The following is a 21402-nucleotide window of genomic DNA, read 5'->3' as shown; positions in this document are numbered from 1 at the left end:
ACACTGTTGGCGCAAGTGAGTTCTGGGTCAGCCTTCGATCTTGCTCAGGTCGGCGACGCCCACACAAACCCGGCGGATCTGGCTGAGCAGGTTCAGACGGTTGCGACGGAGAATATCATTGTCGGTATTCACCTGAACCTCGTCAAAGAACGCATCGACAGGGCCGCGCAATGCGGCCATTGTGGCCATCGCCTTTGGAAAGTCCTCGGCCTTCAGCGCAGGTTCGATTTCGGCCTGCGCCTGATCCAGCGCGGCAAACAGCGCCTTTTCGCTGTCAGTCTCGGCAAATTTTATGTCGGCGCCATAGGAGTATTCCACCCCGTCCTTTTCCTCGGCTTGCGTCAGGATGTTGTTGGCGCGTTTGAAGCCCTGCACGAGGTTCTCGCCATCCTCGGTCGCAATCACCGCATTCAGCGCGCGGGCGCGTTTGACCAGCAGGTTGAGGTCGTCATTCCCCTCCATCGCGATACAGGCGTCGATGATGTCGTGGCGGATACCCTCGTCGCGGAGGAAGACTTTGAGGCGGTCATGGAAGAAGGAGAGGAGGTCGTCAGATGCGTCTGGAACCTTTTTCTCCAGCTCAAGAAACGCCGCCGCGGGTGATCCTTCAAGCCCTTCTTTGACTGTCTGAAAGGCCGCACCAAATACGCCGTGCTCGGCGATTTTTTCCAATAGAACGCGTGTATTCGCTTCCGGCAGCGCGTCGTTGATAGCACTTTCCGCTCGAACCAATTGGCTGTCGAAGAAACGGTCCATCCGAACACGCAGATTGTTATCCAGCACCAGCCGAATAACGCCCAACGCCGCGCGGCGAAGGGCAAATGGGTCCTTCGATCCGGTCGGCTTTTCATCAATCGCCCAGAACCCGGTCAGTGTGTCCAGCTTGTCGGCAAGCGCTACGGTCACCGACAGCGGCGCGGTCGGCACGTCATCCGACGGACCCAGCGGCGAGTAGTGCTCCTGCGCCACGGCGGCCACGGCAGCGTCTTCGCCTGCCGCTTCGATGTAGTAGCGACCCATAAGCCCCTGAAGTTCCGGGAATTCATAGACCATCTCGGAGCTTAGGTCAGCCTTGGCCAGACGCGCGGCTTTCTCGGCCTGATCGGAATCCGCCCCCGTCACCGGGGCCAGTTCGCGGGCCAGCGCTGCGATGCGGTCGATCCGTTCGGCCTGAGTGCCCAGCTTGTTGTGGAAGGTCACATTCTCCAGCGCACGGGTCCATTGGGCGATGTCCGATCTGGCAACGCGCAGGTCGTTCTCCCAGAAAAACTTGGCATCGGCCAGACGCGCCGACAGAACCTTCTGGTTCCCGGCCAGAATGGTTGCCCCGTTGTCAGCGGTTTCACGGTTTGCAACGGTAATGAACTGTTCGATCCGACCCGTTTTGGGATTGCGGACCGAAAAGAACTTCTGGTGTTCCTTCATCGAGGTTTGCAGAACCTCGGGTGGCAAATCCAGGAATTCGTTGTCGATCTTGCCCATCAGAACGACCGGCCATTCGACCAGACCGGCGACCTCGGCCAGCAGCCCGTTATCCTCGACCACCTCAAGACCGGCAGCGAAGGCAAGGTTCTGGGCGTCATTCCAGATATGCTCGGCGCGTTCTTCGGGAGACAGTACAACAAAGGCTCGCTTCAACTTGGCCGAATAGTCCTCGAAAGACGAAACCGAGAAACGATCCGGCGCCATGAAGCGATGGCCGGCGGTTCTGTCACCGGCGGTGATCCCCTCGGCCTCAAGCGGAACCACCTGCGCTCCGGCCTCGTCGGTCAGGATACACAGGATCGAATGCAAAGGGCGCACCCAGCGCATCGGGCCACTGCCCCAGCGCATCGATTTGGGCCAGGGGAAATTGCGGATGGTAGCCTCAAGCACCTCGGCCACGATATCGGCAGCCGCCCGACCTGACTTTTCGATGGTTGCGAAATACACCGCACCTTTGGGTGTCTCGCGTTCTTCCAACTGATCGCGGGTCAGGCCCGCGCCGCGCAAAAACCCTTCGATGGCTTTGTCCGGCGCGCCGACCTTCGGGCCTTTACGCTCTTCCCGGATGGTGGGGCTTTCGGCCAGCAACCCCTCGACCGCCAATGTCAGACGGCGCGGAGTGGTCATCGCTGCGGCCCCGGCATACGTCAGACCGGCCTCGACCAGACCATCTGTCACCTTCTTTTTCAGATCCTCACCCGCACGGCGCTGCATGCGTGCGGGGATTTCCTCGGAAAACAGTTCGATCAGCAGGTCGGGCATTTTCGGTCCTTAGAAATTCACGATCGTCTGGATGACGATGGCGTTGGCGATATCCACAAAGAATGCGGATACAAGGGGCAGCACGATAAAGGCAATAGGCGACGGCCCATATCGCTTGGTCACGGCGGTCATATTTGCGATGGCGGTCGGAGTGGCACCCAGCGCAAAACCTCCGAACCCGGCAGCCAGCACCGCAGCGCGGTAATTCGACCCCATGATCGGAAACAGCACCCAGATAACGAATGCCACCGCAAACAGGGTTTGCGCGGTCATGATTGCGGCGATTGCAATTCCAAGTTCCGCAATGGTCCACAATTGCAGGCTCATCAGTGACATGGCCAAAAAAGCACCCAACGCGAACTCGGAGATCAGCGCCAGCGACGGAGTTCGCGCAACCGGAGGGGCTGAGGGCGCGATGGCCGATCGGACGTTGGCGATCACGATGCCCATGATCAGGCAGGGCACGAACAATGGCAGTTTGAGCCCGGCTGCCGTGATGACTTCGCTGAGTGCGTAACCAAGAATGATGGCCAGATTCAGATGAAGCAAAACGCGCATCACCGTCAGGTGATCTATTCCGGCGCTCGCTTCATCCGGATTGTCCGGCAGACCGACGGTGTGCTCTTCTTCCGGCCGATCCGGGCTGAGGCTGCGCCCTTCGATCAGAAACCGAGCGACGGGGCCGCCGACAAGCGCAGCCAGAACAATACCCAGCGTGGCCACGGCCACACCAAGTTCGGTCGCGCCTTCCAGACCGGTGGCCCGGCCCACTTCCGGGGCCCATGCGATTGCAGTACCGTGACCGCCGATCAGCGCGGCAGAGCCAAACAATACTCCGGATTGCATCGGGTACCCGAACACGACAGCCCCAACCGCGCCAATGACGTTTTGCGCAACAATTGTGATCAGAGTTAGGACAAGAAGCAAAAACAGGGGCTTGCCGCCCGCAATCAGATCCGACAATCGGGCATTCAATCCGATCCCGGCAAAGAACAGCACCAGAAGGAAGTCCCGCGCCGCCAAACCAAAGGACAGTTCAAGACCCGCCACCAAATACAGCAGAAGCACAACGAGCGACGCCAGCAGCCCCCCTGTTACCGGTTCGGGGATGTTGAACTGACGCAGAGTTGCGACCCGGGCGTTGATCTCGGCACCGATCAGGTAAACCGCAAATCCCAGCGTCGCTGTCAGGAAATCGGGGATCTGGACCGTATCAACCAAAATGAACCTCTTACTCCTGTGGCCGCGGCGGACATTCTTCGCCCACAACTGTCCCGTCATAAGCCTTTTCGCCGCAATTGTTCAGCCTGTGCCAGACATAGCCCTGCCCGCCATCGGTCACGGCCACAATGCGATCGACCCCGAAATGGACGTTTTTAATGGCGACATACGCCCGCGCATGTCCGGTTTTCAGCGCATCGGCGACGGCCAAGGCATCATAGCAGTCAAACCAGCCGGGCGCGGTTAGCGGTTCGGGATCGTCGGCAGGCATGAAGGCTGCGGACAAATCTTCCAATGTCAGCTCTGTTTCGAAACAGGCGCGATAGCGGATCGGCGAACTATCCGCGTCAATCGCCTCAAATGCGCTGTATTTGATAGCAACCGGCTGGTTCGTTTTGACTTCCGTCAGAACGACATCCTTGCCCGGTTTCGCTTCGACATCATAGTAGAACCCGTAAATCTGCAAATAATACATGCTGATGCCCGCGATGGCCGCGCACATCAACAGAATGACAACAAGGACCTTTCCGGCCGAACTTTTTCTTTTTTCGCTCATGCTGCCCCTTCATTCATCGTTGAAAATAGGACAACCTCGCGCAGATTGCAGAACTGATCGAGGCACACTGAATGGAAACGACCCTTGCCATCGGCTTTTTTGGCGCGCTTTTCGCGATTATGAACCCGGTCACCAACCTGCCGGTGTTCCTGAGCGTCACACAGAGCCTGTCCGTCGCCGACCAGCGAAAAGTTGCGATCAAGACTGCTGTCTATTGCCTGATCCTGGGTGGAGGGTTTGCCGTCATCGGCAGTCAGGTATTGGGTCTTTTTGGAATCAGCGTCGACGACCTGCGCGTTGCCGGGGGCCTTGTCGTTCTGATGTTCGGGCTGAACATGCTGAACGGTAACGAAAGCAGTTCGCACCATGGCACGCAGGATGAAAAGCAATCCTATGCGACGCTTGAAGCGGTCGCTTTTTACCCGCTTGCATTTCCCATTCTCGTGGGTCCCGGAACGATTACAACCCTGATCCTGTATGCTCATCGCATCAAAAGCCCGACCGAAGCCATTGTGTACACATGTGTTTTTCTTGCGGTCGTGCTGTTGCTTCTGATCACGTTCTGGAACGCCACGGCCCTGGCAAAGCGGCTGTCTGACAACGCGCGCGTGATCATGAGCCGGTTCATGGGCATGATCCTGTCGGCCATCGCAATCGGCATGATCGCGGACGGCCTGAAGGCATTGCTTCCCGGTTTGGCCTGACCGGCCCATCAGCCCGCGTGACCGGCGGCCCCGGTCAGAACAAACGCATCCGCACATTGTTTGGCCAGCGCCCGCACACGCCCGATATACGCCTGACGCTCCGTCACCGAGATCACGCCACGGGCATCAAGCAGGTTGAAGATGTGCGAGGCCTTGATGCATTGGTCATAAGCGGGGTGCGCCATGATGATACGCTTCCCGGTCTTGGGATCGTCATGTTCCTGCGCCAGAATGGCGGCGCATTCTGCCTCGGCCTCTTCGAATTGACGCAGCAATACCTCGGTATTGGCCACATCGAAGTTCCAGCGGGCGTATTCCTCTTCGGTCTGTTTGAAGATGTCGCCATAGGTCAAAGGGCTGGACGATTGCGGGTCGTTGAACGGCATGTCCATCACGTGATCAATGCCCAGCACATACATCGCCAGACGCTCGAGCCCATAGGTCAGTTCACCCGAGACCGGCGCGCAATCATGTCCGCCGACCTGCTGGAAATAGGTGAACTGGCTGACTTCCATCCCGTCGCACCAGACTTCCCAGCCAAGACCCCATGCGCCCAGAGTTGGGCTTTCCCAGTCATCTTCGACAAATCGGATGTCGTGCAATTCCATGTCGATGCCGATCGCCTCGAGGCTGCCCAGATACAACTCCTGCAGATCGGGCGGGCTGGGTTTGATCAGCACCTGATACTGATAATAGTGCTGCAACCGGTTCGGGTTTTCGCCATAGCGACCATCAGTGGGACGGCGCGAGGGCTGCACATAGGCCGCAGCCCAGGGTTTGGACCCCAGCGAGCGGAGCGTCGTGGCAGGATGAAACGTGCCAGCTCCAACTTCCATGTCATAGGGCTGCAGAATGGCGCATCCTTTGGTGGCCCAGTAGGTCTGAAGCCTCAGGATGATCTCCTGAAATGAACGTGGAGCGCTGGACGGTTCGGTCATGACATTTCCCCTGGACGCCGCAGCATCCGTTTCCGGTCGGTTTTGCCCTTCCTATGCAAGGGGTCCGGGGGCGTCAACGGGCCAGTGGGCTCGTCATGTCTCTGTGCGGCCACACTGGAAATTCCCCGTAATCTGGCCATGGCGTTCCGAGGCTGATTTGGCGTATTCTCCGGGCTGAAAAAACTCTGCGAAACACAGGCGGACAATGGCACGCATATTCACTTCAATTGCATTTCTTTTTCTACTGGGTGTGCGCGCCGTTTTTGCGCAACAGGATACGGGTGTCTGGGTCCAGATCGAGGCACAACCGACCTTGCAGGCGGCGCAGGATCGGGCGCAGATCTATGCAAATACCCTGCCCGACGTGAATGGGTTTCGCCTTAACAGCGGCTGGTATGCCATTGTAATAGGACCCTATTTACGATCAGATGCGGATCAGGTTCTGCAGGTTTACCGGGCTGAGGGTCAAATCCCGTCGGACAGTTTCATTGCCTTTTCGAACGCACTGGGGCCGCAATTCTGGCCAGTTGGTGCGAACGTTCTGGATCGGGGCGCGGTAACGCCGCCGGTTCAAACCCAGGCGCAAACAGAACAGCCGCAAGCTGCAGCGGTTCCGCAAGATGCCGATGAAACCCGATCGCAAGCTCTGCAGGGCGAACGTCTGCTGACTGCGCAGGAACGCAAAGACCTGCAGTCAGCATTGCAGTCGGAGGGTTTCTATAACTCGACGATCGACGGGGCATTTGGTCAGGGTACACGCCGTTCCATGGCCGAATGGCAGCGCTTCAATGGGTTTGAAACCACCGGCGTTCTGACGACGCTGCAGCGCAAGGCCTTGATGGATGACTACAATGCACCGCTGATCAGCGTTGGCATGAAGCGTTATGCAGACCCGCAGGCCGGTATTGAACTGGACTTGCCGCTGGGTGTTGTGGCCTTTGACCGCTACGAAGCACCGTTTGCGCATTTCAATGCGACCTCAGATCTAAATGCACAGGTGCTGTTGATCAGCCAGGAAGGTGACAAAGCGACGTTGCGCGCTTTGTACGAGGTGATGCAGTCGTTGGAAATTGTTCCGCTGAACGGCCCGCGCACCCTGCGGGGCGATCGCTTCACGCTGGAAGGCCGCGGGAAAGGGATCGTATCGTATACGCAGGCCGCATTGAAGGATGGCAAGATCAAGGGCTTCACCCTGGTCTGGCCGGAAGGGGACGAGGCGCGTCGTGCACGCGTACTGGCCTCCATCAACGCCAGCTTTGCCACAACGGATGCCGTCCTTGACGCCGGTGCCGGCGCGGATGCGGAACAGCGGATCGACCTGGTTTCAGGCTTGCAGGTGCGTAAACCGCGCTTGTCCCGCTCGGGCTTCTTCGCCGCTGCCAACGGTACGGTTCTGACGGTTTCGGAAGTGGCAAACAACTGCACCCGTATGACCCTGGACGACGATCAGGAGGTTCAGGTGGCGTGGGACGATGCCGATCTAGGCGTGGCCGTGTTGCGCCCAAGCCGGGCACTTGCCCCCATGAGCGTGGCCGAATTCAGCGCAGATGAGCCTCGTATCCGATCCGAAGTGGCCGTATCTGGCTTTTCCTATCTGGGCGCATTGGGTGCACCAACACTGACTTTCGGTCAAGTCGCCGATGTGCGGGGCCTGAATGGCGAAGATGGAATAAAACGTCTTACACTGGTCGCACAGCCCGGCGATGCAGGCGGTCCGGTGTTCGACGACAGCGGAAACGTGGTCGGGATGCTTCTGCCTAAGGCCTCTGACGGTCGCACCCTGCCCGACTCGGTCAGTCTTGCCGCCTCGGTTGATCGACTGCGTACAGTCCTGGATAAAGCCGGTGTTGCAGGTCAGCCTGGGCAGGCAGTCGGTGAAATTTCACCAAACGAGTTGAACCGCCGCGCAACCGGAATGACTGTTCTGGTTCACTGCTGGGACTAAGAAACCGTTAGGTTCCACTAATGGCGTCGCCTGACCAGGCGGCGCCATATCTGTTTTACGAAGCTTCAGAATATGTCCGGTGTGACGCGGATCAGCGTGGGCACCGGCGCATCAAACGCCGCACGGATGGCGGATTGCAAGTCGACCCCCGAGTTGGGTTGGGACGACAACGCGCCAAATGCTTCGGCCAGCTTGCAGAAATCTGGATTGCGAGCCTCAACGGCATTCGGCGCAATCTGGCTGCGCACCATGCTGTCTTCAATTTCCTTCAGCTTGCCATTGTCCCACAGAATGATTGGCAGGGACAAACCCAGTTCGACCGCCACGCCCAATTCCTGCATCGTGTACTGGAACCCATAGTCCCCGGCGATCACGGCCGTGGGCTTGCCGCGTCGGGCAATCGCGCCGCCAATGCCGGCAGGCAACGCATATCCCAACGTGCCGAACCCGGTCGGGTGATGCCAGTGATACGGATAGGCCATGTCCCAGAGTTCCTTTGCGACATAGGCAAACTGCGTCATATCCGAATAAATCATCGAATCTGCGGGCAAAGCCGCGCGCATCACATCAATCGCTGCGGCGATCCCGGGGCGTTCGGCGTCGATTTCGGCCCGCCACTTGGTACGGGCACTGGCCACCTCCTCGGCAGTCCAACCAGTTGCCGGTTTCACCTTATCCAACACCGCCCAAAGCGTTTTCGCAAAGCTTTCACCATCCGCCTGCAGCTTGATCGCTGCACGATGTCGGTCTGACAGAACCTCGGGGTCCAGATCGACGCGGATCAGTTGCGATGTGTGCCCAAGTTTGTCGCGCCAGAGATCGACTTCCCCCAATTCTGCCCCAACGGCGACAACCAGATCCGCTGACGCGATCACATCGGCGCTGCCCGGTCGTGTCAGCATCGCCCCGAAATCCAGAGCATAGCCGGTGCCCGCCATTCCCCGCCCAGCAAAGGTGGTGAAGCACGCCGCCCCCAGTTGCGTTAATATCTGCCGCCACAGATTTGAATGCGCCCCTCCGCCCAGAATGAACAGGGGGCGGCGCGAGATATTCAGCATCGACAGGACCGGCGCGATATCAGGTGGCAGCACTTTTGTTCTGAGCCCGGGCTGATTCGGGAACGGCGCCGGGTCAGCCTCGGCCTCAAGCTGTGCGATCGGCACCTGAATGTGTTTGGGGCGGGGGCGCTTCAGCTCAAACTCTTCGAACGCGCGTTCGACCAGGCCAAAGGCCGCGTCGGCGGTGTTGGCCAGGCAGGACCAGTCCGCCACGGTTTCCGCGGCGGCGCGCTGATCCTTCATTTGATGCAATTGGCCCCGCTGGGCATTTACCTCATCCAGACAAGATGACAGGACCAGCATCGGGACGGAATCGGAATAAGCCTGCCCCATCGGCGTCATGATATTGCACAATCCTGGTCCGGAAATCACATAAGCCACGCCCGGTTTCCCGGTAGCACGAGCATAGCCGTCGGCCATAAAGCCCGCCCCCTGCTCGTGCCGCGCCAGCACATGCTTGATGCCCGCCTCTTCGATACCGCGATACATTTCCTGGTTATGTACGCCCGGAATGCCAAAGATCACATCTACGCCACGATCCCTAAGCATATGCGAGATCTGCGCACCAAGGGTTCTTTTCATCAACTTCTCCAGAATTGAACGGTGAAGATCGCGTAAACCGCCAGCAGTTCAAGCCGACCGACCAGCATACCCGTGATCAGCAGCCATTTCGCCGTATCGCTCAACCCCGCGAAATTGCCGGCCGGTCCGATCTGATTGCCGAGGCCCGGTCCGACATTGGCAAGTGCGGTTGCAGCACCGGACACGGATGTAATGAAATCCAACCCGGTCAGAGCCAGCGCCCAGGACAGGACGCCCATCGTCAGCACGAAGAACATGAAGAAGCTCATGACCGAGGTCAAAACATCTCGGCTGATGGGGCGGCCGTCATATTGCGGTGTGAACACGCCGTGTGGCGAACGAATGCGGCTGATCTGGGTTTTGATCGACGCGAACAAAAGCTGATACCGGAATACCTTGATCGAACAGGCCGTAGAACCCGCGCAGCCACCGATCAGACCGATCAGAAAGAACAGCATAATCGGAAAATTGCCCCAACCCATGTAGTCGACGCTGGCATAGCCCGTGCCGGAAATGATCGAGGTGATGTTGAACAGCGATTCCCGCAAAGCTCTTTCCCAATGGTGCGGGAACACGGTCGTCAGAAAGACGGTCATGACAACGACCAACACCGCAATGGTCGCCAGAAAGGCGCGAATCTGGCTGTCTTGCCAAAGCGAACCGGTGTTGCCATTGGCCAGTTGCACATACCGCACGAATGGCAGTGCAGCCAGAATCATGAAAACGGCAGCGGCATACTCTGTAGGACCCGAGAATACGGCGAATGAGCTGTCATAGTTGGCAAATCCTCCGGTCGCGATGGTCGTCATCGAATGCACGGCGGCGTCGAAAAAACTCATCCCGAAGGCTGCATAGACCAGGGCACAAATCAGAGTCAGTACAACATAGATCATGGAAATCTGCCCGGCGATCTCTTGCGCGCGCGGCAGAATCTTTCCCATGGTCTCAAACCCTTCCGAGCGGAAGATCTGCATCCCCCCGACGCGCAGTTCGGGTAGGAACACCATCGCAACCACGATGATTCCGATCCCGCCCAACCATTGCAGGATTCCGCGCCACAGCAGCAATCCAGTGGGCATGCCGTCCAGGCCCGATAGAACCGTGGACCCTGTCGTAGTCAGGCCGGACATGGCCTCGAAATAGGCGTCAACGAAACGCAGTTCGGTTTCGCCGAACATGAACGGAATGGCGCCAAACACCGGCAGGGCAACCCACACGCCGGTTGTCAGCAGAAAGGTCTGGCGGATTGTCAGCCCCTCGCCCACACCGTTCGAACAGCTCATGGCCAGGACCACGCCGGTCATAACGGTAATGACGGCGCTTTCCAGAAACACATTCCATTCGCCCCGCCCTTCGATCAGGTCAGCAAGCAACGGCAGCAGCATGGTCGCCCCTAGAATGGCGACCAACAGGCCAATCACATATCCAACCGGGCGCATATCCGTCATGAGGCGCAGCGTTGGCGCGCCTGCACGACTGTGTCAAGCGGATGTCGGGATCAACTGTCCGATTTTGGTGCCTGAACTGGCATCGCGGGCGGTTTGGAAGGTGCCCGGGTGCGCCGCACCGGCTGTTCGGCGGCGGTTTTAGGTTTTGCCGCCGCTGGTGCCTCGGATGCCTTGCTTGCTTGACGCGCGACAGGCTTTGGCTCGGCCTCCGGCTGTTTGGTTGTCACTATTTCGGCCGTCTTGCCTGCCTGAGATTTGGGTGCCGCCACTTTGACGGTTTCAGGCTTTGCCGCCGCTTCCGGCTTGACCGCTGGCTTTTTGGGCGTCGGCGCCTCGGCCACAGTAGCGGACGATTTTGCGCTGGCCGGTTTCGGCGTGGCAGCGTTGACGACCGGCGTGGTCTTAGATTCCACTTTCTTTGCCACCGGTTTGGGCGTGACAGACGACGCTCTGACAACAGGTGCCTTTGGCGTTGCCTGCGCTTTAGGTTTTGCCCGGTTCTTTGGTTTTACCGCTGCCTTTGGTTTTGCCGCTGCCTTTGGCTTTGCCGCTGGCTTTGCGCGGACTGGTTCCTTAGCAGGTTCCACCGCAGAGGACTCAGACGCTGCCGCACGTAGTGCCTGCAAGGGTACTAAAGGCAACTCGATCGCAGAGCGGGTCATGATTTGCATGATCTTCATCTGATTGACCATGGCATAGCCAGCCACACGCACGGCAGCAGCCTGAAGTTCCAATGGTCCGGAAATCGGGTTCATCTACTAATTCTCCTCTGAAAGCGATGCAGGCAGAGACAGAGCAAAGGGGATTCCCCGGCTCGGGCCCTTTGGGCGGCAGACCGAATTTGCAATCCAAGGCGTTGCACGTCCCGGCATCCCTCAAGGTGTCGCACCACCTGGTGCGATCATGCTGCATCTGCATTGTCTTGCAGACTACCCGGATATTTGTGCTTGTGCAGAATTTTTGCTGCAGTGCGGCAAAAAATCGCCAAGACGCACCCTATTTTCGGAAAACTGCCCTTAAATCAGGCAGATCAACCGACGTGGAACAATGTGGTGAACAGCCGGGGATCCAGACTGGCCGCCGCAAAGGTCGGCCCTTCTGTCAGAATGGACACCGCGTCGTGGCTGTGCAGGCTTTCCTGATGGCTGGCAACTACCCGGAAATCGCCGATGTGGTGGTCCGCCAGCAGTTCGGCACAGAACAACCGAGCGGCGTCCTCGACAAAAATCGGGTTGGCGGCATTCAGTTCGGCAAACGCCTGCTCATCTTCGCGCTTGACCATGACCTGAGTTTCGGTCGGAACCGCGCGACGGCACAGGGCAATCAGGTCCTCGAACCACAAGCAATCTGCGGCGCTGTCGACAACGACCGAGATTCGCGCGACCGAACGCTGCGAATGCGGTGTCGCCAATTGCCCCCGCGATGCGCGTGCGTGCTCGCTCAATTCCAGCGAACATGGGCAGGTTGAAGAATAGACGTAGTCCAGATGCATGATCTTCTGACGCACGCCATTTTGTTCGACCAGTTCAAGCGCGATATCATAATACTGGAACCCACCCAGGCCAGAGCGGAGGCTTTCAACGCGATCTGGAAACGAGAACCGCATCTGAATACGCGCATCGAAACTGTCCAGATCGGTCTTATAGTCGTCCAGTGCCGCTTCCATCACCTCGAAACTGAAGGTGCGTTCCGCGTGTTTGTAGAAGGATCGCATGATCCGGGACATGTTGATGCCCTTTTTCCCGGCCTCAAGGCTGACAGTGCCCGTGACCGAGGTTTCCAGCGTCAGATCCTCATCATTTTTGCGGTGAAAGCGGATCGGCAGGCGGAAATTCGAGATACCCACATGCTGAATTTGCTGCTTTGCGCCGCGGATCAGGCTGGACGGACCGTTTTGCAGATCGGGCAACGTCGCGCGATACGCCTCATCGACGCGAAAGTTCTGAGGGTATTGCCGCGACAAAGGGGGATAATTGGACGCAATCAAGCCGGGAACAAGCCGGGCAACAGCAGGATCAAGCTGATTGATCTCGGCCTCTGTAGCAGATTCTGCCCATTTGCGCAGAAGCTTCAGCGCCGCGGCAGCATCTTCGTCGTCGGGTGCGTCGTTCAGGTCGCCGGGGTAAACGTTCATCAATCAGATTTCCTCGGGGTTGGTCGTCGGAATATATACGACTGTCGTTCTTTTACCAGTCTTGCCCGATAGGCGCGCAGTATCAGATCGCACTGCAAAAAATAATGCAAAACCGTCATTTTCAACAAGAATGCGCCGTTCCTTGCGAAATTCCTGCATTGGTTCGCAAGTCGCGATAGCCCAGGACTGGATGTCTGTCGCAAACGGGACAGTTAATTCAAATTTCCCGACCTAGCCTTTCAGTAGGTGCAAAGGGTGCAGGACCCCAGCAAAGGAAAGGGAGGGCATGAGAGACATTCTTGATCTTGACCGGTTTCCAATCGACAAACCCGGCAGCCCGGAATGGGACGCGCTTGTCGAAACTTGCCGCAGAGACCTTGAAGCGACCGGAATGTTCAACCTCGATGGGTTGATGCACAGCAAGGTCGCGGCAGCGGCGGTGGCGGAAATGGCCCCCCGATTTGACAGCGAAGCATTTCTGCACGAGCGCCGACACAACATTTACTTCAAAAGGATCGACGGCCTGCCGGGCGACCACCCGGCTTTGCAGGAGTTTCAGACGTCCAACCGGACGCTCTGCGCGGACCAGATCCCTGACTCTGCCTTGCTCAGACTTTATGAATGGCCCGAATTCGCCCGATTTCTGGCGGCGACGATGGACAAACCCACTTTGTATGTGATGGACGATCCGATGGCCCGGGTGAACGTCATGTCCTATCGCGAGGGTCAGGCCCTGAACTGGCATTTTGACCGGTCAGAGTTTACCACAACGATGCTGTTACAGGCACCGGATCAGGGTGGCGCTTTTGAGTACCGGAAAGACCTGCGCAGTGAAACCGACCCGAACTATGACGGCGTTGCAAAACTGCTGAGCGGCAACGATGAAAACAGTCGGGTTATTTCCCTCAGCCCCGGAACCCTGAACGTGTTCAAGGGCAAGAATACCGCCCATCGGGTGACGCCCGTAGCCGGAAGCAAGCCACGGATAATTGCGGTGTTTTCCTACTATGAGAGTCCCGGTGTCACGTTTTCGGATACCGAGCGGATGGGTTTCTACGGACGGGCCTGAGGCACGTGCACCCTGCGGCGACTGCAAGCCACAGGGTGCATCTGTCTATTTTTGCGATGCCGCAAGTGCCTGTTGAATGTCCGCCAGAAGATCTGTCGGGTCTTCCAGCCCGATTGAAAGGCGGATCAGGCCCGGCGTGATGCCCAACTCATCCCGCTGCTTCTCACTCAGGCGCTGGTGCGTGGTTGTGGCGGGGTGTGTCGCGATCGACTTCGCATCACCCAAATTGTTCGAGATCACCGGAATGGTCATGGCATTCAGGAATGCAAAGGCTGCTTCTTTTCCGCCTTGGATATCCAGCGACAGAACCGTTCCGCCCTTGCCGCCCAACTGATCCTGAACAAGCGCGTTCTGCGCATGGGTTTTCAGCCCCGGATACAATGTGCGAACCAGAGCAGGATGCCCCTCAAGCGCTTCTGCAACTGTCTGCGCCGTCTCGGCCTGCGCGTTTACGCGCAACGACATCGTTTCCAGCCCTTTCAGCATGATCCAGGCGTTGAACGGGCTCAGCGCGCCGCCTGTATGCTTGAGATACGGCTCGACCGTGCCACGGATGAATTCCTTAGTTCCGATGATCACACCACCCAGAGCACGCCCCTGCCCGTCTATGTGTTTGGTGGCTGAATACACAACCACGTCGGCACCCTGCTCGATCGCGCGCGAGAAGACCGGGGTCGAGAACACATTGTCGACGACAACCACGGCACCGACCACATGAGCAAGCCGGGACACTGCGGCAATATCAATGACCTCAAGCGTGGGGTTCGACATGGATTCGAAGAAAACAGCCTTGGTGTCAGGCCGGATCGCAGCCTCCCACGCGGCCAGATCGGTTCCGTCCACAAACGTCACCTCGACGCCATACCGCGTCAGGATGTTTTCAAGAATATACAGACAGGAGCCAAACAACGCCTTGGCCGAAACAACATGGTCACCGGCCTGCAGCATCGACGTCAGCGCGCCGTTCACGGCCGCCATGCCGGATGCGGTGGCAAACGCATCTTCACCGCCTTCCAAAGCGGCGATGCGCTGTTCAAACATCGCCACGGTTGGGTTGCCATAGCGGGCATAGATGAACTCATCCGGGCCGGATTCGATGAATCGCGCCTCGGCCTGCTCGGCAGTGTCATAGACGAAACCCTGCGTCAGAAAGATCGCTTCGCTGACCTCGTTGTACTGGCTGCGGCGAATACCGCCATGAACGGCTTGAGTGCGTTTGTTCCAGGTCTCGCTCATCTTTTTCCTTTCCGCCCCCGGCGCAGGAGGCAAACAAAAAACCCCAGACGCGGCCAAGCGAAAGGGGTCTTTCATCCTGACCTTTTAGCGGTGTTGTTTAGCGTGGCCCGCAATCCGGTAACAAATCGCCACGTAGCTCTGTGCTGCCATACGCCTCGGGCCGCTATTCGTCAAGGCTGCGCTTGGTTCTGTCACGCTTTCGTAACCGCCTCTTGCCGAACCGGCAGAAAGCCGCATGATCGCCGATACACGGAGGAGCCATGACCAACCCAATCGATCTGTATTTCTGGCCAACACCGAATGGCTGGAAGGTTTCCATTGCCCTGGAAGAGATGGGCCTGCCCTACACAACCCATCTGATCAATATCGGCAAGGGTGATCAGTTCGACCCCGAATTTCTGAAGATTTCGCCGAACAACCGCATGCCCGCAATTGTCGACCCCGACGGCCCGGGCGGCGCCCCGGTTTCGGTCTTCGAAAGCGGAGCGATCCTGATGTATCTGGCCCGCAAGACGGGACGGTTCTATGGCGAAACCGAGCGTGATCGCATTGCCGTCGAAGAATGGCTGATGTGGCAAATGGGCGGCGTCGGCCCCATGGCCGGTCAGGCGCACCACTTCCTGAAATACGCCCCGAACATGGACCCGCCGCAGGACCACCCCTATCCCAAGGACCGCTACCGGGCAGAGGTTGGGCGTCTGTATGGCGTACTGGATCGTCGGCTGGCGGAAAACGAGTACGTCGCGGGCGACTTCTATTCCATCGCCGACATGTCGATCTGGGGCTGGGCCAGCCTGTGGGAAGGTCAACAGCAAGTGCTTGAGGACAAGCCTCATTTTGCGCGCTGGCTGGAAATCGTCAGTGCCCGCCCCGGCGTGCAGGCCGGTCGCGCGCTGCATGCCGATTTGCGCGGCGATCACCGGGACAAGCAATCGCAAGGGGTGCTATTCAAGCGGTGATGGTTTTTGGAAGTCGTTTTGGGTTCTCAATGATCATCGCTGATTTTACCTTGGCCATACCAAAGACCGCTAGCGAAACAGGAATTCAGGCTCCGCCGGCAAAGGCATCAGCTTTTTTTTCCGGAGACCCTTGCGCATTTGCGCAGCATTGCTGCCGTCCGTACGCATCCGGGCGGTCAGGACAAAAGCCGCATGCCCTGTCTCTGTTGTTTGAGCTGGGCCGACTGAACGCTCTGTCTTTTTGAAATCCACGCCAATCGGTTTTTTCGACCGCGCAGAGCGGAAGTTTGGAACCGAATGCTGTTTCCGATCTGTTTCTTCCTCCGACCGTGACAACTCAACGCCCTTCTGCTGCTGCAATTCTGAGAGGTACGTTGTTGCAATCCCAAGGTGCCTGCGTTCGAAGGCGTAAGCATTCAGTGCCTCTTCGATCATTCTGGCGGTGTGTACATATCCTTTTGATCGCGTGAACTCTGAAAGTTCGACAAAACGATCATGGATCTGGCTCTCATCCGGTCGGACATTTTTTTTGAGCGATCCATTTTGTGTTACGTTGGGCATCCGGACTGACTTCGAGAAGACGTTGAGTGGTGCACAGTCAAGCCCAGACTTTGACAAAGGCCGACGCGCAAAGATGCTTGCAAGTACCCTTCCGGCATCGGAGAGTCGACCAACCGGCGTCAAAGCGGCGGAAAAGCGCCTTATACTCACACATGGATCATCCTTATACTCACACATGGATCATAAAGCACGTATCCATGAGCGCCGGACCGCAAGTCTTGCAACCGGTAAGCGTCCACTTTGTCCGTAAGGCAGACCTATCCCTCCCCCCGCACCAGCACATCCAGCATCCCCGAGATATCCTCGATCTCTTCCGCGATCACATGTGTCACAGAATGCGCCCGCTGCATCCGGCCCGTTACTCGCAACAACCGCCCCGAGATCACCGCGCGGCGGAATTGTTCGTAGATCTTGCGCCAGACCACCACGTTGACGATGCCGGTCTCATCCTCAAGCGTGACGAATATCACCCCCTTGGCCGTCCCCGGTCTCTGCCGCAGGATCACCAGCCCCGCCACCGTCACGCGCGCACCTTCGGGCGGGGCGTTCAGTTGGCAGGCGGGCAGGCACGCGGGCGGGCGTGGCCAATCGCTATTTTGATCTGTGGGGCGAACAGGGACAATAAGCATGAGAACAAAAATAGAACAAATGACAAGAAAGTCCAGTCGCGGCACGCCGAGTCGCAAATGAGGCTGGAAAGAGCTAAATGCCTTGACTAAGGAAGGTTTCGAACATCGCAAAAGGAAGACGCACGCAATGGCAAAGATCACCTATGTCGAGCATGGCGGTACCGAACACACTGTCGAGGTCGCCAACGGACTGACCGTCATGGAAGGGGCCCGTGACAACAACATCCCCGGCATCGAGGCCGATTGCGGCGGCGCCTGCGCCTGCTCGACCTGCCATGTCTACATTCACCCCGACTGGGTCGAGAAAATCCCGGCCAAGGACGACATGGAAGAAGACATGCTGGACTTTGCCTATGAACCCGATCCGACCCGCTCGCGCCTGACCTGCCAGATCAAGGTCACGGATGCTCTGGACGGTCTGGTCGTGCAGATGCCGGAAAAACAGATCTGATGCCAGCCAGACCGGTCGTCGCCGTCGCAATCGCACTCGGTGTATGTCCGGTCACGGCACAATCGCAGCAACCGTGGCAGTATGAACCACTGGGCTCGGCCGAATACTCCGAACCCACGGCGCGATACCCCCATGGTGTTCTGGGTGATCAGATTGAATACGGCGCGCTGGTCCTGCAATACGCACCCGGATCGACGCAGTATACTATACGGCTGCCAGAAGAACGTGTTTTCGAAGACATCCGGCCGCGCCTGGTCGACGTTGACAACGACGGCCGTCGCGAAGCCCTTGTCGTCGAAAGCCATCGCGACAAGGGTGCCCGGCTTGCAATCTACAACGGCGGCGGCCTGATCGCGGCCACGCCCTACATCGGCACCCGTTTCCGCTGGCTCGCACCGGTCGGCGCAGCGGACCTGGACAACGACGGCCATGTCGAAATCGCCTATGTCGACCGCCCTCATCTGGCGAAAACGCTACGGATCTGGCGTTTCGAAAACAACCAACTGACCGAGATCGCAACAATTCCCAATCTGACAAACCATCGCATCGGCGAAGATTTCATCTCTGGCGGCCTGCGCTCCTGCGGGGACACTCCCTCGCTGATACTGGCCGACGGGAACTGGTCGCATATTGTCAGCGTCACGTATGACAATGGCTGGCAATCTACAGATCTGGGACCCTTCCAAGGCCGCGACAGCCTCGCCCAAGCCCTGACTTGCTGATCCGCCCCTTCATCTGGCCAAAAGTATCCTGGGGGTGAGGCCGCAGGCCGAGGGGGCAAAGCCCCCTGATCAAGAACCCGTGACGGGCGCAGCCCGCCACGAGACCTCTGCCAGAGCTTACAGTGCCCGCCAGCCGATATCCCGCCGACAGAAGCCCTCGGGCCAGTCTATCGCATCAATCATCGCATAAGCCCTGTCACGCGCGTCCTGCAGCGATCCGCCACGTGCCGTGACATTCAGAACCCGCCCGCCCGACGCCGTAGTCCGCCCTTCAGAAGACTTGGTTCCGGCATGGAACACCATGTTCTTGCTGTCTTCCGGCAGGTTATCCAACCCCCGGATCACCGAACCTTTTTCATAGGTCCCCGGATATCCCTCTGCAGCCAGGACAACCGTTATCGCGTGATCATCTGCCCAATTAACTTGTGTATCGCGCAAACGTCCCTCGGCGGCTGCGTGCATCAGGTCCATCGCCTGCGCACCAAGTCGCATCATCAGTACCTGGCATTCCGGATCGCCGAAACGAACATTGTACTCGACCAACCTCGGCCGCCCGTCCCGGATCATCAATCCAGCATAAAGCACGCCCTGAAACGGCATCCCGCGACGTTTCATCTCGGCCATGGTCGGGCGCACAATCTCTTCCATCGCACGCGCTTCGACTTCGGCGTTCAAAACCGGTGCGGGAGAGTATGCGCCCATGCCACCGGTATTCAGCCCGGTATCGCCTTCTCCCACACGCTTGTGGTCCTGCGCAGTACCGATGGACAGGATATCCTCACCGTCACACAGCACGAAAAGCGAGGCCTCTTCGCCCTCCATGAACTCTTCAATCACGACCTCGGCTCCGGCACCGCCAAAAGCGCCACCGAACATGTCGTCGATGGCCGCCAGCGCGGTGTCCTCGTCCATTGCCACGATCACGCCCTTGCCCGCGGCCAGACCATCCGCCTTGACGACGATGGGCGCACCCTGGGTCCGGATGTAGTCCTTGGCCGGACCGGCCTCGGTGAACCGGGCATAAGCCGCTGTCGGGGCACTCGCGGCATCGCAGATTTCCTTGGTAAAGCTCTTTGATGCCTCAAGTTGTGCGGCACCGGCCGACGGTCCAAAAACCAGGACGCCCGCTTCCCGCAACCGGTCGGCAACACCTGCCGCCAAAGGGGCTTCGGGCCCGACGATCACGAAATCTATCGCGTTTTCTTCGGCAAAGCTGACAACCGCGCCACCGTTTTCGATATCCAGCGCCGCGCAATCGGCGATCTGCGCGATCCCGGCATTTCCGGGTGCCACGATCAGACGGTCGCATTTGGGGTTCTGCAGCACCGCCCAGGCCAGACTGTGCTCACGCCCGCCGCTGCCGAGAATAAGGATGTTCATGAATGCTCTCCGATCTGCTTGGCCTTGCCTGCGCGGCGTTCTAAGCTGGGTGAGCATTTGAAACAAGGCGCTGAAATGTCCGACCTGCTAGACGACCCAATTCCCGGCCAGAATACCCCTGAATACACTGTTTCGGACATCTCGGGCGAAGTGAAACGGACCCTCGAAGGTGCGTTTGGCCGAATCCGTGTGCGCGGCGAGGTCGGTCGCGTCTTCAAAGCACGTTCGGGGCATTTGTACTATGACATCAAGGATGACCGGAACGTCCTGGCTTGCACAACCTGGAAAGGTCAGGTTTCCGGCCTCTCCGTTGTGCCCGAAGAAGGTCTTGAGGTTGTCGTCACCGGACGGCTGACCGCCTTCGGCGCGCAATCGAAATACAATCTGAACGTCGACGAAGTTGCGGTTGCCGGGCAAGGCGCGCTGATGGCCTTGCTGGAGAAACGCAAGAAACAGCTTGAGTCGGAAGGCCTGTTTGCGCCCGAACGCAAGACTCCCCTGCCCTACCTGCCCCAGATCATCGGCGTTGTGACCTCTCCTTCCGGCGCGGTGATCCGCGACATCCTGCACCGGCTGCGCGACCGGTTCCCGCGAAAGGTGCTGATCTGGCCGGTTGCAGTTCAGGGCGCCAACTGCGCGCCCGAGGTCGCGCGGGCAATCGAAGGGTTCAATCGGCTGAAACCCGGCGGCGCTTTACCCCGCCCCGATCTGATCATCGTTGCGCGCGGTGGTGGCTCAATCGAAGACCTTTGGGGGTTTAACGAGGAAATCGTCGCGCGGGCTGCCGCCGCATCCGCGATTCCACTGATTTCAGCCGTGGGGCATGAAACGGACACGACCCTGATCGACTTCGTCTCGGATCGTCGGGCTCCTACGCCAACCGCCGCCGCCGAACTGGCGGTACCCGTGCGGCTGGAATTGCTGGCCTGGACCGGCGAACAAGGCGCGCGTCTGTCGCGGGCAGCAACGGATGCCGTGCAACGCCGTTCGCAGCGCTTAAGGGATTTGTCACGTGCACTGCCAAGGGCTGACAGCCTGCTCGACACACCAAGGCAACGCCTGGATCAGGTCTCAGACCGCCTGCCCAACGCCCTGATCCGCGGTGTTCAGAACCGGCGCGTCAAGTTGCTGGACACATCCGCACATTTACGCCCGTCAACCCTGCGCGGGATTGTCGAAACCCGCCGCGACCGATGGCACAACCTGACGTCCCGCCTGTCTCTGCGCCCGATCAGACAGGAACTGAAAAACCGCACCGAAAACCTGAACCGACTGTCAGAGCGTCTGAATACAGCGCAAAAATCCCGGCTGGACAGCCTTCGTCAACAATTGGACGCGACCGACCGGCTGCGCGAAACGCTCAGTTACAAAGCGACGCTGGAACGAGGGTACGCTGTGGTTCGCGCAGAAGGTGCGGTTGTCACCACCAAGTCGCAGGCAGCCGGGCATCCTGTTCTTGAGATCGAATTTTCTGATGGTCGTCTGACAACCGGCGGATCGGCCAAACCAGCGGCCAAAAAAACCAAACCCGACGCCCCGGATCAGGGATCGCTTTTCTGACT

19 protein-coding genes and 1 riboswitch are annotated in these 21402 nt (G+C 58.6%); of the genes, 7 read left to right on the top strand and 12 right to left on the bottom strand.

The window, feature by feature from the left end; translation table 11 throughout:
* Positions 1 to 27: 27 nt before the first annotated feature.
* The 3 genes from glyS to ACR0CG_RS16925 are packed head-to-tail and all read right to left on the bottom strand — an operon-like array spanning position 28 to position 4024.
* Positions 28 to 2247, bottom strand: coding sequence for a glycine--tRNA ligase subunit beta (gene glyS / locus ACR0CG_RS16935; RefSeq protein ID WP_480526434.1), 2220 nt, complete (start codon positions 2245 to 2247; stop codon positions 28 to 30).
* Positions 2248 to 2256: 9 nt separating this feature from the next.
* Positions 2257 to 3468 carry a sodium/glutamate symporter gene (gene gltS / locus ACR0CG_RS16930; RefSeq protein ID WP_480526432.1) on the bottom strand — a complete coding sequence of 404 codons (1212 nt, stop codon included), beginning with the start codon at positions 3466 to 3468 and terminating at the stop codon, positions 2257 to 2259.
* Positions 3469 to 3478: 10 nt separating this feature from the next.
* Positions 3479 to 4024 carry a DUF6446 family protein gene (locus ACR0CG_RS16925; protein ID WP_480526430.1) on the bottom strand — a complete coding sequence of 182 codons (546 nt, stop codon included), beginning with the start codon at positions 4022 to 4024 and terminating at the stop codon, positions 3479 to 3481.
* 71 nt (positions 4025 to 4095) lie between these two features.
* On the opposite strand from ACR0CG_RS16925, the gene ACR0CG_RS16920 reads away from it, so the two are divergent.
* Positions 4096 to 4728 (top strand): MarC family protein, encoded by a 633-nt coding sequence (locus tag ACR0CG_RS16920; RefSeq protein ID WP_170616463.1) that lies wholly within the window; start codon positions 4096 to 4098, stop codon positions 4726 to 4728.
* A gap of 8 nt (positions 4729 to 4736) precedes the next feature.
* On the opposite strand, the gene ACR0CG_RS16915 is transcribed toward ACR0CG_RS16920, so the two are convergent.
* The gene (locus ACR0CG_RS16915; RefSeq protein ID WP_480526428.1) at positions 4737 to 5666 is read right to left on the bottom strand and encodes a glycine--tRNA ligase subunit alpha; all 930 of its coding nucleotides are present in this window, start codon (positions 5664 to 5666) and stop codon (positions 4737 to 4739) included.
* A 205-nt stretch (positions 5667 to 5871) separates the two neighbouring features.
* Between ACR0CG_RS16915 and ACR0CG_RS16910 the strand changes: the two genes are divergently transcribed.
* The gene (locus ACR0CG_RS16910) at positions 5872 to 7611 is read left to right on the top strand and encodes a serine protease (RefSeq protein WP_480526426.1); all 1740 of its coding nucleotides are present in this window, start codon (positions 5872 to 5874) and stop codon (positions 7609 to 7611) included.
* 65 nt (positions 7612 to 7676) lie between these two features.
* Here ACR0CG_RS16910 and ACR0CG_RS16905 read toward each other — a convergent pair whose 3' ends face one another.
* From ACR0CG_RS16905 to folE2, 4 genes are all read right to left on the bottom strand, one after another.
* Positions 7677 to 9251 carry a thiamine pyrophosphate-binding protein gene (locus ACR0CG_RS16905; protein ID WP_480526424.1) on the bottom strand — a complete coding sequence of 525 codons (1575 nt, stop codon included), beginning with the start codon at positions 9249 to 9251 and terminating at the stop codon, positions 7677 to 7679.
* Complete coding sequence (locus ACR0CG_RS16900) at positions 9251 to 10699, bottom strand: TrkH family potassium uptake protein (RefSeq protein ID WP_170616471.1); 1449 nt, start codon at positions 10697 to 10699, stop codon at positions 9251 to 9253. The genes ACR0CG_RS16905 and ACR0CG_RS16900 overlap by 1 nt, the downstream gene beginning before the upstream one ends.
* A 50-nt stretch (positions 10700 to 10749) precedes the next feature.
* Positions 10750 to 11454 (bottom strand): hypothetical protein, encoded by a 705-nt coding sequence (locus ACR0CG_RS16895; protein ID WP_480526422.1) that lies wholly within the window; start codon positions 11452 to 11454, stop codon positions 10750 to 10752.
* A gap of 275 nt (positions 11455 to 11729) precedes the next feature.
* Positions 11730 to 12833: a GTP cyclohydrolase FolE2 gene (gene folE2 / locus ACR0CG_RS16890; protein WP_480526420.1), complete on the bottom strand. Its 1104-nt coding sequence runs from the start codon at positions 12831 to 12833 to the stop codon at positions 11730 to 11732.
* A gap of 286 nt (positions 12834 to 13119) precedes the next feature.
* Here folE2 and ACR0CG_RS16885 point away from each other — a divergent pair, with 286 nt between their 5' ends.
* Positions 13120 to 13902, top strand: coding sequence for a HalD/BesD family halogenase (locus ACR0CG_RS16885; RefSeq protein ID WP_480526418.1), 783 nt, complete (start codon positions 13120 to 13122; stop codon positions 13900 to 13902).
* Positions 13903 to 13947: 45 nt separating this feature from the next.
* Here the strand turns inward: ACR0CG_RS16885 and metZ are convergent, their stop codons facing one another.
* Positions 13948 to 15138 (bottom strand): O-succinylhomoserine sulfhydrylase, encoded by a 1191-nt coding sequence (gene metZ, locus ACR0CG_RS16880; protein ID WP_480526417.1) that lies wholly within the window; start codon positions 15136 to 15138, stop codon positions 13948 to 13950.
* Positions 15139 to 15202: 64 nt separating this feature from the next.
* Positions 15203 to 15280: riboswitch (SAM riboswitch) on the bottom strand.
* A 118-nt stretch (positions 15281 to 15398) separates the two neighbouring features.
* Between metZ and ACR0CG_RS16875 the strand changes: the two genes are divergently transcribed.
* The gene (locus tag ACR0CG_RS16875) at positions 15399 to 16097 is read left to right on the top strand and encodes a glutathione S-transferase N-terminal domain-containing protein (RefSeq protein ID WP_480526415.1); all 699 of its coding nucleotides are present in this window, start codon (positions 15399 to 15401) and stop codon (positions 16095 to 16097) included.
* 69 nt (positions 16098 to 16166) lie between these two features.
* Here ACR0CG_RS16875 and ACR0CG_RS16870 read toward each other — a convergent pair whose 3' ends face one another.
* Positions 16167 to 16658, bottom strand: coding sequence for a hypothetical protein (locus ACR0CG_RS16870; protein WP_480526413.1), 492 nt, complete (start codon positions 16656 to 16658; stop codon positions 16167 to 16169).
* Between the two features lie 257 nt (positions 16659 to 16915).
* Positions 16916 to 17287 (bottom strand): OB-fold nucleic acid binding domain-containing protein, encoded by a 372-nt coding sequence (locus tag ACR0CG_RS16865; RefSeq protein WP_480526411.1) that lies wholly within the window; start codon positions 17285 to 17287, stop codon positions 16916 to 16918.
* A gap of 127 nt (positions 17288 to 17414) precedes the next feature.
* Between ACR0CG_RS16865 and ACR0CG_RS16860 the strand changes: the two genes are divergently transcribed.
* Together ACR0CG_RS16860 and ACR0CG_RS16855 are read left to right on the top strand one after the other, a co-directional pair.
* A complete protein-coding gene (locus ACR0CG_RS16860) occupies positions 17415 to 17738 on the top strand; it encodes a 2Fe-2S iron-sulfur cluster-binding protein (protein WP_480526409.1) in 324 nt (107 codons plus the stop codon).
* The gene (locus tag ACR0CG_RS16855; protein ID WP_480526407.1) at positions 17738 to 18460 is read left to right on the top strand and encodes an FG-GAP repeat domain-containing protein; all 723 of its coding nucleotides are present in this window, start codon (positions 17738 to 17740) and stop codon (positions 18458 to 18460) included. Before ACR0CG_RS16860 ends, ACR0CG_RS16855 begins: the two co-directional genes overlap by 1 nt.
* Before the next feature lie 117 nt (positions 18461 to 18577).
* Here the strand turns inward: ACR0CG_RS16855 and purD are convergent, their stop codons facing one another.
* The gene (purD, locus tag ACR0CG_RS16850; protein WP_480526405.1) at positions 18578 to 19840 is read right to left on the bottom strand and encodes a phosphoribosylamine--glycine ligase; all 1263 of its coding nucleotides are present in this window, start codon (positions 19838 to 19840) and stop codon (positions 18578 to 18580) included.
* A gap of 75 nt (positions 19841 to 19915) precedes the next feature.
* Between purD and xseA the strand changes: the two genes are divergently transcribed.
* Positions 19916 to 21400 carry an exodeoxyribonuclease VII large subunit gene (gene xseA, locus ACR0CG_RS16845; RefSeq protein ID WP_480526403.1) on the top strand — a complete coding sequence of 495 codons (1485 nt, stop codon included), beginning with the start codon at positions 19916 to 19918 and terminating at the stop codon, positions 21398 to 21400.
* Positions 21401 to 21402 lie beyond the last annotated feature (2 nt).

Source organism: Ruegeria sp. AB8 (genome assembly GCF_056542605.1).
Note: the sequence above shows the minus strand (reverse complement) of the source record. Positions and strands in the feature narration are given on the sequence as shown.

What these genes read in the sequence shown, in the direction of transcription:
- metZ (WP_480526417.1), bottom strand. Translation starts at nt 15,138, where the DNA reads ATGAGCGAGACCTGGAACAAACGCACTCAAGCCGTTCATGGCGGTATT.
- ACR0CG_RS16875 (WP_480526415.1), top strand. Translation starts at nt 15,399, where the DNA reads ATGACCAACCCAATCGATCTGTATTTCTGGCCAACACCGAATGGCTGG.
- ACR0CG_RS16895 (WP_480526422.1), bottom strand. Translation starts at nt 11,454, where the DNA reads ATGAACCCGATTTCCGGACCATTGGAACTTCAGGCTGCTGCCGTGCGT.
- ACR0CG_RS16915 (WP_480526428.1), bottom strand. Translation starts at nt 5,666, where the DNA reads ATGACCGAACCGTCCAGCGCTCCACGTTCATTTCAGGAGATCATCCTG.
- ACR0CG_RS16860 (WP_480526409.1), top strand. Translation starts at nt 17,415, where the DNA reads ATGGCAAAGATCACCTATGTCGAGCATGGCGGTACCGAACACACTGTC.
- folE2 (WP_480526420.1), bottom strand. Translation starts at nt 12,833, where the DNA reads ATGAACGTTTACCCCGGCGACCTGAACGACGCACCCGACGACGAAGAT.
- ACR0CG_RS16885 (WP_480526418.1), top strand. Translation starts at nt 13,120, where the DNA reads ATGAGAGACATTCTTGATCTTGACCGGTTTCCAATCGACAAACCCGGC.
- ACR0CG_RS16900 (WP_170616471.1), bottom strand. Translation starts at nt 10,699, where the DNA reads ATGACGGATATGCGCCCGGTTGGATATGTGATTGGCCTGTTGGTCGCC.
- ACR0CG_RS16865 (WP_480526411.1), bottom strand. Translation starts at nt 17,287, where the DNA reads ATGCTTATTGTCCCTGTTCGCCCCACAGATCAAAATAGCGATTGGCCA.
- ACR0CG_RS16870 (WP_480526413.1), bottom strand. Translation starts at nt 16,658, where the DNA reads ATGCCCAACGTAACACAAAATGGATCGCTCAAAAAAAATGTCCGACCG.
- ACR0CG_RS16925 (WP_480526430.1), bottom strand. Translation starts at nt 4,024, where the DNA reads ATGAGCGAAAAAAGAAAAAGTTCGGCCGGAAAGGTCCTTGTTGTCATT.
- ACR0CG_RS16855 (WP_480526407.1), top strand. Translation starts at nt 17,738, where the DNA reads ATGCCAGCCAGACCGGTCGTCGCCGTCGCAATCGCACTCGGTGTATGT.
- xseA (WP_480526403.1), top strand. Translation starts at nt 19,916, where the DNA reads ATGTCCGACCTGCTAGACGACCCAATTCCCGGCCAGAATACCCCTGAA.
- ACR0CG_RS16910 (WP_480526426.1), top strand. Translation starts at nt 5,872, where the DNA reads ATGGCACGCATATTCACTTCAATTGCATTTCTTTTTCTACTGGGTGTG.
- ACR0CG_RS16920 (WP_170616463.1), top strand. Translation starts at nt 4,096, where the DNA reads ATGGAAACGACCCTTGCCATCGGCTTTTTTGGCGCGCTTTTCGCGATT.
- glyS (WP_480526434.1), bottom strand. Translation starts at nt 2,247, where the DNA reads ATGCCCGACCTGCTGATCGAACTGTTTTCCGAGGAAATCCCCGCACGC.
- purD (WP_480526405.1), bottom strand. Translation starts at nt 19,840, where the DNA reads ATGAACATCCTTATTCTCGGCAGCGGCGGGCGTGAGCACAGTCTGGCC.
- ACR0CG_RS16905 (WP_480526424.1), bottom strand. Translation starts at nt 9,251, where the DNA reads ATGAAAAGAACCCTTGGTGCGCAGATCTCGCATATGCTTAGGGATCGT.